The 14359-nt window shown below is 37.2% G+C and carries 8 protein-coding genes and 3 pseudogenes; 4 read left to right on the top strand and 7 right to left on the bottom strand.

Features of this window, described 5'->3' with window-relative positions; all coding sequences use genetic code 11:
* Positions 1–301: 301 nt before the first annotated feature.
* Positions 302–1069: a hypothetical protein gene (locus L3081_RS08120; protein ID WP_242284782.1), complete on the top strand. Its 768-nt coding sequence runs from the start codon at positions 302–304 to the stop codon at positions 1067–1069.
* Between the two features lie 125 nt (positions 1070–1194).
* The gene (locus L3081_RS08115) at positions 1195–1563 is read left to right on the top strand and encodes a ribosome recycling factor family protein (RefSeq protein ID WP_338027178.1); all 369 of its coding nucleotides are present in this window, start codon (positions 1195–1197) and stop codon (positions 1561–1563) included.
* A 241-nt stretch (positions 1564–1804) separates the two neighbouring features.
* Here the strand turns inward: L3081_RS08115 and topA are convergent.
* Positions 1805–4483 (bottom strand): annotated as a pseudogene (gene topA / locus L3081_RS08110) (type I DNA topoisomerase).
* 422 nt (positions 4484–4905) lie between these two features.
* On the opposite strand from topA, the gene L3081_RS08105 reads away from it, so the two are divergent.
* The gene (locus L3081_RS08105; RefSeq protein WP_242284780.1) at positions 4906–6012 is read left to right on the top strand and encodes an arginase family protein; all 1107 of its coding nucleotides are present in this window, start codon (positions 4906–4908) and stop codon (positions 6010–6012) included.
* 151 nt (positions 6013–6163) lie between these two features.
* Here the strand turns inward: L3081_RS08105 and L3081_RS08100 are convergent, their stop codons facing one another.
* Positions 6164–8323 carry an Ig-like domain-containing protein gene (locus L3081_RS08100; RefSeq protein ID WP_242284778.1) on the bottom strand — a complete coding sequence of 720 codons (2160 nt, stop codon included), beginning with the start codon at positions 8321–8323 and terminating at the stop codon, positions 6164–6166.
* Entirely contained in the window at positions 8280–8645 is a 366-nt protein-coding gene (locus L3081_RS08095; RefSeq protein ID WP_242284777.1) for an Ig-like domain-containing protein, read from the bottom strand. Before L3081_RS08095 ends, L3081_RS08100 begins: the two co-directional genes overlap by 44 nt.
* Positions 8646–8879: 234 nt before the next feature.
* Here L3081_RS08095 and L3081_RS08090 point away from each other — a divergent pair.
* A pseudogene (locus L3081_RS08090) lies at positions 8880–10218 on the top strand (dicarboxylate/amino acid:cation symporter).
* Between the two features lie 104 nt (positions 10219–10322).
* Here L3081_RS08090 and sohB read toward each other — a convergent pair.
* From sohB to L3081_RS08070, 4 genes and pseudogenes are all read right to left on the bottom strand, one after another.
* Positions 10323–11388: pseudogene (gene sohB / locus L3081_RS08085) on the bottom strand (protease SohB).
* 143 nt (positions 11389–11531) lie between these two features.
* The gene (locus L3081_RS08080; protein ID WP_242285666.1) at positions 11532–12149 is read right to left on the bottom strand and encodes an EAL domain-containing protein; all 618 of its coding nucleotides are present in this window, start codon (positions 12147–12149) and stop codon (positions 11532–11534) included.
* A gap of 7 nt (positions 12150–12156) precedes the next feature.
* Entirely contained in the window at positions 12157–13728 is a 1572-nt protein-coding gene (locus tag L3081_RS08075; RefSeq protein WP_242284775.1) for a sensor domain-containing diguanylate cyclase, read from the bottom strand.
* A gap of 5 nt (positions 13729–13733) precedes the next feature.
* Positions 13734–14228: a Rab family GTPase gene (locus tag L3081_RS08070; RefSeq protein ID WP_242284765.1), complete on the bottom strand. Its 495-nt coding sequence runs from the start codon at positions 14226–14228 to the stop codon at positions 13734–13736.
* Positions 14229–14359: the final 131 nt, after the last annotated feature.

The raw sequence follows: 14359 nt of genomic DNA, 5'->3' as shown, positions 1-14359 counted from the left end.
AACGTCGAGTGTAGGAACTTTTTTAGACCAAAATAATATACTTAATTGAAGATTTATTCCATATCAAATTTAATTTTTTGTAAATTAAATTCACCATAATTTAAAAAATTGCGTAATAACTTTATTACCTAACTTATAACACAAAGAAAATAATTCAACATTCAAACCATCATTTATCCATCTAAATCTTTAAATTAGATAATAAATTGTAAGTTACGCTTTGCTAAGCATCACATTTTTTGTAGACTGCTAACTATCATCGTGGATAGTTGTTCACATTTTTAAAAATAAGAGCTTTAACATGGTCGCTATTATTATAGGTTTACTCATTACCTTAATCATCTTTGTTGTTGTAGTTAGCGCAATACAGCAACATAAAGAAAAACAAGATGCAGAAAAAAGAGTAAAAGTAGCAAAACAGAAAGCCATCATAGATGAAAGCGAAGAGCTTATTCTAAATTTATCAAATATTCCTGCCAGTCCAAATATTGCGCAAATATTAAATAAAAGGTGTCTAAATGCAGCGAAAGAAATGCAGAAACTAATGCCTGATGTTACGGGACTTAAAAAGAAAATTTCCGCGCTAAAATCTCGTTTAGACGCAGCAGAAGATTTAGCAGCGAGTCAAAATAATGAAGCAAATTTTATTTTACCTGATAATGAGAAACAAATATTAGCAACCTTGCAATGCATAAAGAAATTGCGTGCAATATTAAAATCGGAACAATCGAAAGGTGCATTAGACCCAAGTACCTTTACGCAAGAAGATCAGCGTTTAGATGCAATGCAATTAAAAATAAACATTGAAAGTTTACTTAAACGAGGCTGCCAAGCACAAAATAAGGAAATGTTTGGCTCTGCACGCCAATATTTTGAAAAAGCATTACAAACCTTGGAAAATCATGGTAAAAAAACAGAATACACTACAGCCAAAAACGCCGAAATAACCACTTTATTAGAAGAAATCACTGAATCTTTAAAAATAACTAATGCATCTGACGCAGCAAGAAAAGCCAAAAGCGAAGAGAACGAATTAGATATCTTGTTCCAACCTAAAAAGAAATGGTAAATTTTATTTAGGTGGTTACTTGTTCAAACATAATAGAAACTTAATTACATTTTACTAAAGTGTTCCATTAACTTATTAAGCCGGCTGTTCTTTGGCTTTTTCATAGGAATAATTGAGATTATAGCGTGGAAAAAGTCAATTCCATTACATTAAATTCTTTTTTGAGAAGAACAATGAAGGCTTATGCTTTAAAGGCTCACATAAGGTTGCAAGGCTGTGAGCTGAAACGTATAGGGCGCTCTCGTCATTGGCTACTCAATGCTAATTTTGAACAAATACAATCTATTATAGAATTTATAGAATCATCAAACGAGCCAAGTTGGCTGTGGTTAGCAAAACAATTAAAAAGTGAATATCAACATTTAAGCCATGAGGAATTATTAAGAATCGCGGCAACAATTGACAAAGTAACCATCAGTGCTTTAATCGCACGAAGTGATTGTACAATAGCACAAGCAAGAAAAGTCATTGATGAATTAGAAGGATTAGATTGAACACAAAGTTCTAGAACAAGTAATACCCGTTTCATTAATTAAGTAATCTATTTTATACGTAAAAAAATTGCCTAATACAAGGCATTTATTTCAATAACGAGTTGTTCTAATGATTAAATAAATGACGAGGTAGTTGGTGATTTCTGCAAGTAGAAATGATCACATAGTTGCTAAGATTGGTATAACAAGCAGAAAAACGAAAACAACTTGTTGAAAAGTTGTTTTCGTAACTAACTTAAAATTAACTTTCTTCTTTAGCGACTGCTTTTTTCTTTACTGCCACTTTCTTTTTGGCGACTTTTTTCTTCGGTTTAGGAATATCTTCAACCCATTTGCCATCAATATACTTGGCAGTCCGGCCAATAGCCTTACCTTCAATCTCTGTCATTACATACTGTTCTTTAGTTTTACGACTATAGCGAACAATACTAGGATTACCTTTATTGTCTTGCGGCGGGGCATCAGCTAAATAATAGAACTTAGGTGATATTCGGTCTCTAAAACGCTGTAACTCTTCTACTTTTGGTGCTCTTGTTTCACGCGAGCGTGGAAAAGTATTGGCAGCCAAGAATATACCGACTGCACCATCACGTAATACAAAATGTGCTTCAGACTTTTCACAGGCAAGTTCAGGTAATTGAACAGGATCTTCTTTTGGTGGCGCAGCTTCACCGTTAGCAAGTAACTTACGAGTATTCTTACACTCCGCATTGGTACAATCAAAATACTTACCAAAACGGCCAGATTTTAATTCCATATCAGCTTGGCAGCGATCACATTCGAGGACAGGTCCATCATAACCTTTAATTTTAAACGTGCCCTTTTCAACTTCAATACCATCACAAATGGGATTATTACCACACACATGCAATTTTCGAGTTTCATCGATTAAATAACTATCCATTGCGGTATTACATTTTTTACAACGTGCATAGCGCGCAATGCTTCAGTTTCTTGATCTTCAGCTAAGACACTTACAGCTTCCTCACCAGGCGTTAAGTTCATGGTGGTAGTACAACGTTCTTTCGGTGGCAAAGCATAGCCTGAACACCCTAAGAACACACCTGTTGAAGCCGTTCGAATACCCATTTTACGTCCACATGTTGGACAATCAATGTCCGTTAAGACGGGATCGTTATTTGGCATGCCTCCTTCTTCAGAATCAAGGTTGGCAAGTGCTAACTTTTTACTGAAATTTTCATAAAATTTATCTAAAACAGCTTTCCAATCAAGTTCACCAACAGCAATCGCATCAAGTTCTTGCTCCATATTGGCGGTAAAATCATAACTCATTAATTTTTCGAAACTAATCGAAAGGCTATCAGTAATTATTTCACCCATTTTCTCAGCATAAAAACGTTTTTTATCTAACCGTACATAACCTCTATCTTGTATGGTTGAAATGATAGACGCATAAGTTGATGGGCGACCGATAGAGCGTTTCTCTAACTCTTTCACCAAAGAAGCTTCACCATAACGTCTTGGTGGCTTAGTAAAGTGTTGTGCTGCTTCTAAGTTATCTAATGTTAAGGCTTCACCTACCGTTAAATCAGGTAAATGCTTGTCATCGCCTTTAGCCAGTTGAGGATGAACGCGCGTCCAACCATCAAACTGCATGACACGACCTTTCGCTTTTAAATCAAAGCCGCCTGCACTGATTGTCAATGTACTTACGGTATATCGTGCGGCCGTCATTTGACAGGCAACAAACTGGCGCCAGATTAAGTCATAAAGCTTTTTGGCATCGGGTTCAATACCTTCCATAAAAGCAGATTCAACTTTTACATTTGACGGACGAATCGCTTCATGTGCCTCTTGTGCCCCTGCTTTTGAGCCATAAACTTTCGGTTTTTCTGGTAAATAGTTTTCACCAAAGCTTTCACTAATAAAAGTTCGGCACATATCAACCGCATCTTTACTTAAGTTTGTTGAATCAGTACGCATATAGGTTATGTGCTTGACTTCGTATAAACGCTGTGCTAACCCCATGGTGCGTTTTACACCATAACCTAATTTAGTGCTCGCGGCTTGCTGTAGTGTTGAGGTAATGAAGGGAGCCGACGGAGTACTTTTTGAAGGTCTATCTTCACGTTTACTCACCACATAATCCGCTCGGTTTTAATACGGCTAATGCCTTATCGGTATCCGCTTTGTTTGTGGGCTTGAATGCTTTGCCATTTTCATGGGTTACATCGAGCGTTAACGCTTCACCTGAACTTGCATGAGTATCGGCAACTACTTCCCAAAACTCTTTGGGGTCGAAAGCTTTTATCTCACGCTCTTTCTCAACAACTAATTTCACTGCCACGGATTGCACTCGACCGGCCGACAAACCACGAGCAACTTTTTTCCACAGTAACGGGCTAACCATAAAGCCCACAACACGGTCAAGAAAACGGCGAGCTTGTTGTGCATTTACACCAGGCATACTTAATTCGCCAGGGGTAGCAAAAGCTTGCTTGATTGAGCTTTCCGTTATTTCATTAAAAACAACACGACGGAATTTATCGTCATCCCCACCAATTAGCTCTTTTAAATGCCAGGCAATCGCTTCTCCCTCGCGATCCAAATCGGTTGCGAGATAAACAATATCTGCTTTTTCTGCCAGTTTTTGTAGCTCGGTCACTACTTTTTCTTTTCCTGGAAGAATTTGATAATTAGCCGCCCAATTTTTTTCAGGATCGATTCCCATGCGGTTAACTAACGCTTGTTTGTCACGTTTAGCTTTGTATTTAGCTTTTGCTTCAGGTGCCATTTTACGCACTTCTGCAGGTGATTTAGTGGCAACTTTCTTCCCTGTACTGCTGTGGGGTAAGTCGCGCACATGCCCAACACTCGACTTTACAATAAAGTCTTTTCCTAAGTATTTATTAATTGTTTTCGCTTTGGTCGATTCGACAATAACAAGTGATTTTGCCATAAAAGTTTGTAATCCTACTTACTTCAACCGTTTATCTACAGGTGAAGTTAAATTAATTTCTGTTTTATTATTCATTCACTATTTGAGTTAAAAAGTGCGAGCATACTCTTTAATATCACTCAAACAAGGCTAATTAAGGGTATCGTTTTTAAAATATGATTGCATACCTATTTATACATATATCTATAATTATGCAAATTGACAAGCATTTATTTTTTGAGCCTGCTTGCCCGTCTATTACTCTTAGCTGCTTTTGACTATAATGCGCATGTACTCATACTAATACCAAGCTTATAAAAAATAATTAACGCTATTTTCAGCGCAATCATAATCGACTTTGCGGAAAAAAATAAGGGTTAACGTCTAAAAAACTAAATTAAGCAGGTAATTTTTATTTATTAATATCTTATACTGAGGCTACAATGTCGCAATTACCCGAACAACTAAAAAATAAATTAATTCACTGTTTATGCCCCCCAGGAAATGGTGTTTTTACTGTCAATACTGCAAAAGAGCGTAAAGCGCAATTACATCAAACAATTTTTGGTCAGGCTAGTGGCATTGAAGATTTATGGAAAAGTTCTTTAGACACGCTGCCTGATACCTCTCGTGCCATTATTTTAGGTGTAGCATCAGATTGTGGCGGCGGAATTCTTAGAGGAGCTAATTGGGGACCATTATTTCTACGTAGCGCCTTGCTAGAAAAATATCCACAATTGAATACATTTGATCTTGGGGATGTTCGCGTCATTCCTCATTTATTGTCAGATAAATATTTAAACGATGCAACTATAGCTAACTGTAGAAAAGCACTATATCAAGATAGCCAAAGTGAATATTATGTCAGTCCATTAAGTATCACCGAAGATGTATTACATGACTTTTATGCCGCTTTTCCTGATAAAGGTATTTTTGGTATAGGTGGCGATCATAGTGTTAGCTATCCGCTAACCAAAGCATATTTACAAGCCAAAAAACAACAAGGCAAGCGTACTGGCATTATTCATTTTGATGCACATACAGATTTACTCGTTGAACGATTAGGAATCGATTTATGCTTTGGCTCGTGGTGTACCCATATTTTAGATGATTTACCTGCGCCAGAACATTTGATTCAAGTTGGTATCCGCTCAAGCGGAAAACCTAAAAGTCATTGGGAAAGTACATTTGGCGTAAAACAGCACTGGGCAGCTGAAGTAAAAACATTAGGCGTTGAAAAAGTCATTGAAAATATTCTAGCGCAATTGGCCGTTCAGAATATTGATGAGTTATATGTTAGCTTTGATATTGATGCCATTGATGACAGTTATGCAAGTGCTACTGGCACACCTGAACCAAATGGCTTAATGCCGGCTGAAGCAATGGCAATACTACGAGCTATTGCTGCTCAATATCCAATAACAGGGGCTGATATGATGGAAATAGCGCCGTTTACTGACAGCTCTGGATTAGGGGTAATTAGCCAAGAAAAAACATTAAAGGTAGCAGGAGAAATATCTGCATTTTTAATTAGTGAAATGAATAAATAGTACTAAATGACCTGATGTGATGGTTTCCTCCCAATACGTCATCTATGTACCATGATTGAAGTTGTTAAACACAATCAAAAATGCCGGTAACTTTACTGTTTGCTTTATTAAGTAAACGGTAAAGTTAACGGCATTTTCAGTTTTATAACAATTATTCTATGATAATTCTAACAGGAGAAAAAGGGGTTATAATCGCACCGTCTAACGTTTCAACACTTACATAAAATACGCCTGAAGTCGCTTCTTTCGCGCCTTTAATGCCAACAACAAAGGTTAACCCACCATTATGATTATCATTAGGCCAGTCAAAACTACTAGGTGTTGCCCCACCACCTACCGAGGGAGTGAAAGTAATTTTGGATCCCGCCGGCATAGGCTGATTATGTAAATCCGCAATAGTTAAGGTAACAAACCCCGTATTTTCACCAGTAATATATAAGATTTCATCCGATGGATTAAATTTGGAATTAGGTACACTAGCAGCCTGATCATTTGGATCATCGGGGTCATCAACAAAATTTGGATCATCAACCATTAATTCAACAGCATCCTCTGTTGCAATAAGTTCCAAATTTGCTGTACTCCCTGACATCACTAAGGTTAATTGAGCTCTTACATTAAGTGATTTGTTATCAGAACAACCTGCATGCGCAGGAATAGAACAAAGCACACCATTATATTTCCCATCGTTAGTTGTAAAAACACCGTCATTATTAAAGTCTAAAAACTCTTCTAACTCGCCACCAATTTGTTCTGATGCATTAGTTTCGCCGGGGTTATAAAAACCATCTTCGTTATAATCAGCAAACGCTTCTTTTAAGTCATAAGGGCGACCACTGACATCATTCCCTTTAAAAGCGGTTACTTCGCTAGCATCAAAACGACCATTTCCGTTTAAATCAGGAAATGATTCTTCACCAATTGCCGTTGCAATAATGGTTGCCCTGCCACCGTATCTTTGTCCCATCGTATTTTGCTCTTCAGGCACATGATTTGGGTTGTTCACATCACCTAATACATGCCCTTCTGGACGAGGATATTGGCTTGTCCAAGTTACACTACAAGCACCATTAGCAGTTACACACGACGGCTCGATAGAGCCACCTTCCGTTGTAAAACTGACTGCAGTGCCATCTGGTACAGGATTGTTATATGCATCAGCTAAACGAGCTGTTACCTCTACCGTTGTACCATCACGACTCCGACCTTCTGGGTTTAATATATCTGCAGATAAACTAAAACTATCTTGATCAGGAATACCCGTAGACACCACTAACACACTTGATTGTGATGAAATAGCAGGGTCGCTACCATCTATGGTTGCTTGTACTCTCACACTCGTTGCAACAGTCCCTGAATTAATCACCGTTTGCACAATACCTAAATTATTTGTTGTAGCGCTGTCAGGAATAAGTTTAATACCACCAACATCCGTATTTAAAGAAAAGTTAACTAATTGATTATTTACAGGGTTTGAGTTGGTATCTAATACTCTAAACTTAACGGTTGAACTTTCTGAACCGCCTAAACTACCCGTACCCAATATAGAAATATTTTCTGGCGAGGCTGAAATAAACTCAATACTACCAATATTAGCAGGCAAAACATTCACAGACGTTGTTGCTGATAAGTTAATACCACCCGCATTAGCGGTAGCATTAATAGGATCATTTCCAACACATCCTTTTGCCAGGTAGGTACTGGTTGCTGTGCCATTAGATGTGGTAATTGGTGAACTTAATTCAGCTGTTGGTGTATTTAAACTAGAACAACTAGACGAGAAATTTACATCAACAGGCTCAGTAAACAATGCACCTTGATCATCAATAATACTGACCGATACCACGGTTGTACCACCGGCCGAAATCTGCGCTAAACTAATTTCTGCTTTCCCTTCAATAAAAGGACTTCCACTCCCCATTACAACAGTCGATGAACCAACAACTAATAATGCTTCTCCTGATTCGCCACTTTCAATTGAAGCGGTAACGGTTCCTGCACCTAAGCTACCACCGGCTAATATATCAACACTAGCTTCGTTACTATCATTTGTAATAGCAGTCGCTATAGGAATAATACCGACATCAGTTGTAAATGTAACAATCATAGGTTTATTACTACCATTAACCGTAGCAATCACTTTACCCGGCTTAGATGAAGTAATGGTGCCCGTTGAATTCCCATCACTATCAACCAAATCAACAGTAATATAGACGTCACCAACAAGGATGTCATCACCTTGTGTGCTGAAGGCTATTGAGCCTTCCTCACCGGAAGAAACAGAAGCAAATATGGTACCGGACTCGCACATTACCTGCGGTAAGCGTTATTTCGGCAATACCTTCGTCATTAGTTAGCGCGGAACCAGAAGTAGGAGATAAAGCACCAAGATCGGTTGAAAAAGTAACCACTGTATTGGCAACAGGAGTACCTTTACTCGTCACTTTTGCTAATACTGTCACAGGCTCTTGTCCAGTCACATTAGAATTAGAAAGTGCTAATGCAATAACAACTGTACTCGAGTCAGAGCCTCCACTATCTGTCGAAAGGCCTGCGTCACCGCCTCCACATGCTGTTAACGTGGTTAGCGTCATTAATAACAGAGTAAAACTAAATCGTCGAAGTAACTCCATAAAGGTATCCCTATTGTCTTATGATTAAACTAAATATCCAACTTTAAACATATTAACTGATAAATAACAAAAAAGTACAACTTAATCCTCAATAAAAGTAAAAAAAGCGTAATCATCCGGCAAGTTAACTAAAAAATAAATTTATCCCTTGGTTAAATGTGTAAAAATGTTTTTAATCTTTTGATTTGTTGCTAACCTAGCAAGTCTAACAAAATAATAACGCATATAAACACTATGACTTCTTCTCATAAAAACAGTTTAACAACTCGCATTGTCATCGGCATGATTGCGGGAATAGTTCTTGGTTCTTTCTTACAGTGGCTAATGCCAAATGGCCGTGATTTAGTCTTTAGTTTATTCTTTTTTGATCTATCACTTCAGGGTTTTCTTGTTAATGGTGTACTCGAAATAATAGGCCAAGTTTTTATGGCAAGCTTACGTATGTTAGTTGTGCCTTTGGTATTTGTTTCGCTTGTTTGCGGCGTATGTTCGCTGCAAGATACCACTAAATTAGGTCGTATAGGCGGCAAAGCTATTGGTTTATATTTGATTACAACAGCCATCGCAATTAGTTTTGCTATCTTCGTTGCCATACTTGTTGGCCCTGGTGAAGGCGTTGGGATGACGGCAAGCACCAGTTTCAGCTCAAGAGAAGCGCCTTCATTAGCACAAGTGATTATCCAAATGTTTCCTACTAATCCTTTTGATGCTTTTGCTCAAGGGAAAATGTTACAGATAATTGTTTTTGCACTTTTATTTGGTATTGCAATTGCTCTATCGGGCAAAGTCAGGTGAACGGGTCGCTGCACTTTTTGAAGATTTAAGTGAAGTAATCATGCGATTAGTTGCCATTTTAATGAATATTGCACCCTATGGCGTATTTGCCTTATTAGCAACATTATTTACTACCGTATCTATAGAAACTTTCGGTAATTTGATCATTTACTTTTTAGTCGTCTTCTTTGTATTAATTGGTCATGCCCTGATTACTTATCCATTAATACTTAAGCTGCTGACTGGATTAAACCCCTTTATTTTCTTAAAAAAAATGCGAGATGCCGCTATATTTGCCTTTTCAACAGCGAGTTCAAACGCAACCATCCCTGTTACACTAGAAACAGCGACAAGAAAAATGGGTGTTAAAAATTCAATCGCCTCATTTACGGTACCATTAGGAGCCACTATCAACATGGATGGTACCGCTATAATGCAAGGTGTTGCTACCGTATTTATTGCCCAAGTGTTTAGCCAAGATTTAACCCTAGCTGATTATGTCACGGTCGTTTTAACAGCAACCCTGGCGTCTATTGGTACGGCAGGTGTACCCGGTGTTGGTTTGATTATGCTAGCTATGGTATTACAACAAGTGGGCTTACCCGTTGAAGGAATAGCCTTAATTATTGGTGTTGATAGATTGCTTGATATGACCCGTACAGCAGTTAATGTAACTGGGGATAGCATGGTTGGTATTATCGTAGCAAAATCTGAAGGGCAATTTGACAATGATATGTATCTCGATGCCGAGGCAGGCAATAAGATAGAAGAAATAGACTTTCATCATTTGAAAGATTAATAACAAATAAAAAGGCTGTAAGTGTACTACCTACAGCCTTGGTTTAGACTAACACTTGTATTTAATTTACAAAGAGCCTTTACAACGCGAATTACTAGTCAACGTTAGCTTGGAAAGATACGATTTTTTTGCATTAGTTTGCCCAATACACTATCGACAGAAAGTGATGCTGCTTTTCCTAACTTCTCTGCTAAACCTTTTTTCACCTCATACTTAATGGCTACAACTTTATGGCTTTTGCTGCGCTTTTGTAAATACTCGTCACTGGTTTGTATTGAATCAATCAGCCCAAGTTCTAGGGCTTTAGTGCCAAACCAATGCTCACCCGTTGCCACTTTTTCTAAGTCTAAGTCCGGGTCTGTGTTCATTAACAAAATCTTTGAATAAAACATGGGTTTCTTCAAGTTCTTCAATGAATTTTTCTTTGCCTTTCTCTGTATTTTCACCAAACATAGTTACAGTACGTTTAAATTCACCGGCAGTAAACTGTTCAAAATCTATATCATTTTTCTTTAATAACTTATTAAAGTTCGGCAATTGTGCAATGACACCAATAGAGCCAAGAATCGCAAAAGGGGCTGCAATAATATTATTGGCAACACAAGCCATCATGTAGCCGCCTGACGCCGCAACTTTATCAACGGCAACCGTTAAAGGTATTTCATGTTGACGAATTCGGTCAAGTTGTGATGAGGCTAAACCATAACCGTGTACCATTCCTCCGCCACTTTCTAAACGAACAAATACCTCATCATTTTTTGTTGCAACAGATAATATAGCTGAAATTTCTTCGCGAAGGGAACTGACTTCCTTGGCGTCAATGCTGCCTTTAAAATCAAGAACGAAAACTTTAGATTGAGTTTCGGTCATATCCTCAGAGCCTGACGTGCCTCTTTTTTTAGCCGCTGCTTTGTCTGCTTTAGCTTGCTCTTTTGCAAGTTTTTTATCATTTTTTTCTTTGTGCTTTAATTCTTCTTTATTCAACAATGCATGAACAATTTCTTGTTCTACTTCTTCAAATTGTTCAGACAAATCAGTGATGTCTAATTCACCTTTTTTATGTTTATTTTTAATCGCTGATGCTGTGGCTACTGCTACAATAGCAATAACGGCAATGACAAACGTAACAGTTTTGGCTAAAAACAAACCATATTCGTATAAAAATTCCAAGCTTTACTCCTGAGCGCTGCACGCTATGTTAAATGTTCATATCAAGTTGATAAGGCTATATGACAATATGGGGATAAAAAAAATAAAAAAAACCTTTAGTTTCAGCTAAAGGTTTATTGCTTAATTTAAAGTCTTACTTTGTACTATATGCTATTTTTAGACCTCTTAGTTTCAAGTAACTCAATAAAGGCATCAAATGGAATGGGCTTGCTAAATAAATACCCTTGTACTGAATTACACAAATTATCTGAGAGAAAATCCAATTGTTCTTGGGTTTCCACACCTTCTGCAATCACACCTAAATTCAAATTATGTGCCATCGCTATTACCGCTCTCACAATCGCTTGATCATTGTCATCACTCACTATATCTCTGACAAACGACCGATCTATTTTCAAAAAATCTAGTGGCAATTGCTTTAAGTAAGACAAGGAACTGTAACCCGTTCCAAAATCATCAATAGCAACACTCATACCGATAGCTCTTACTTTATTAAGCAATTTTTCAGTAATAGCATAATCATCTATCAATACACCTTCCGTTATCTCTAACTCTAGTAAGCCAGGATCAACTTTATAATGCTTAACACAAGCATGCAAATGAGAAAAAAGATTCTCATCAAATACTTGGGAAGGGGAAAGGTTCATTGATATTTTAACTTGATATCCCAGTTTGTTAATTTTTTCTGCTATTTGGCAAGCCGTATTAATTACCCACTTGCCAATTGTAATAATTAAGCCGCTTTTTTCAGCAACAGGAATAAAAACGTCAGGGTAGATAATACCTTTTTCGGGATGATTCCGGCCGAATTAACGCCTCAGCTTTCACTATTTGATTCCGTTCCAGATCAATAATGGGCTGTAAAAACAGTTCAAACTCATCATTATTAATGGCTTCTCTTAAGTCATTTTCAATCTCAATTAACTTATGTGATGCATCTTTTAGTGATTGTGAATAAAACTGTAATGAGTTAGCTTTCACTTTTTTTCCATTGTAAGCACTCAAATCAACAAACTTCATTAATTCTTCAACACTTTGCGCGTCTCGAGGAAAGTTTGCAGCACCAATACTGATAGTGATATTAAAACTACCCGACTTACGTGTTTCAAAACTTTTTTTCGTACAATCAATAATTCTTTTAACTATGTCTTCACACCATTGCTGATTATCAATCTGCGTCAAAATAATCGCAAATTCATCTCCTCCCACTCTGGCAATAAAATCTGATTCTTTAATCGTACGCTTTATACGCCCACTGAGTTCCACAAGGAGCTTATCGCCCTCATCATGTCCATAAAACTCGTTATGACGCCTAAATTCATTGATATCAACATAAAGTAAGTAAAAAGGTGTATTTGTAGCAATCTGTTTTTCAAGGGTTTGCCAAAAGGCAATACGATTAGGTAACTCAGTTAACATGTCTTGCAGAGCAAGTTGTTCATTTCTCTGCACTAAATATTTTAGATTACTGATATCATTGGCAAATACAATCCAATTTTTCACTTGGTTAAACTCATCTACAACCGGGTACAATGCTACTTTAAGCCACTTTAAGGTTGATGGTGGCGACATCCAACAAAGCTCTCCATCCCAACATGATTTAGTTGATATTATTCGTTCATATTCTGGTAATTGATTTTCTAATAAATGTAGGATTACATTCATTGGCTTCGATTGTTTTTTATTAATATCCTCACCCGAAAGGTTGTCTTGGATGCTATCTTGTTCAAATAACTTGAGGGCTGCTGTATTGGCAATAATAGTAACTAAATCACTGTCAGTAATTAACACAGCAAAACCGGCGTTTTCAATCGCTTTAGTTAATGCAGTAAGAATATTATTTTGTTTGGTTGGTTTTTTTAATATGGCAAGCAATCGTTCGTGTAAATATTCATTTTGCTCAACTAAGCGATCATTATGTTGTAAAAGCTCTCGAGCCGATTGCAAGGTGTTTTGACGAAAAGTAAATTCTTCTGCTTGATTACTGATAATCAGTAGATTGTACGAGGCATGCCTGATAGCAATCGCTTCTAAATGTAAGGCTTTATCCTTTGAAACAACTTCGGTCCAAAAACCAGACCGTATTCTGGCATTTTTATTGCCTCGCCATATGAGCCGGCCATCAATAAGAAAATCTTGTAAAAAAGGCGTACTTTCATCGATTCTGAAAACAGAATTATCCTTGGAATGAGGAAATAACTCTCGAACCCACTGATTTTCGCCTTCAATTAGTCGAACCGTTCCCGTATCCTCATCAACAACCTCAAGTACAACTTGTTCCATGGCATTTAGTACATTACTGAGTACCTGACTTGGATCATTATTGAATGAAGTGGCCATGCGACTTAATCCTTTAGCAGCAATCGCGCTAACGTAGAAAACATATTTTCTACGTTCTCTCCTGTTTTCGCACTCGTATAAAATTGTAGATCAAAAAGGTCTTTATAGTCTTCTAACCCTTTATCTTCCCAACGCCATTCTGGCTGAAGATCTTGTTTATTTATTGCTAATATTGCAGGACAGTTAGATGATTTTCTAGCAAGGGCATGAATATTTAAACCTTGCATCAGCGACGATATTCGAGTTTGGTCCACCACAAGAATAAAGGCAGAAGCACCACGTAAATAGCGCTCTTGGAAAACATTATAGCGGTCGTTACCTTCAATATCCCATAGTAAAAATTGAACTTTTACATCATCAATTGAAACCACTTTTTTATCAATTTTAACCCCAATCGTTGTAAGATATTTTTCATTAAAAATACCTTCAACAAATTGTTTAACTAAACTTGTTTTTCCAACGCTAGAAGCACCTAGCAGACAAATTTTATGTTGATACAAAAGCCATCTCCAATCTATGGACTATTTAATTTCAAACGCCATTTTATATACGGCTTATCCTTTGAACCCTTTTTTCATTATAGTTATTTATAGACAAAAAACATTATAACCTTCAATAATTAATGAAAAAG

The organism is Colwellia maritima, from assembly GCF_022669015.1.
Taxonomy (GTDB): Bacteria; Pseudomonadota; Gammaproteobacteria; order Enterobacterales; family Alteromonadaceae; genus Colwellia; species Colwellia maritima.
The sequence above is the reverse complement of the archived record's forward strand: the minus strand, read 5'-3'. Positions and strand labels throughout refer to the sequence as shown.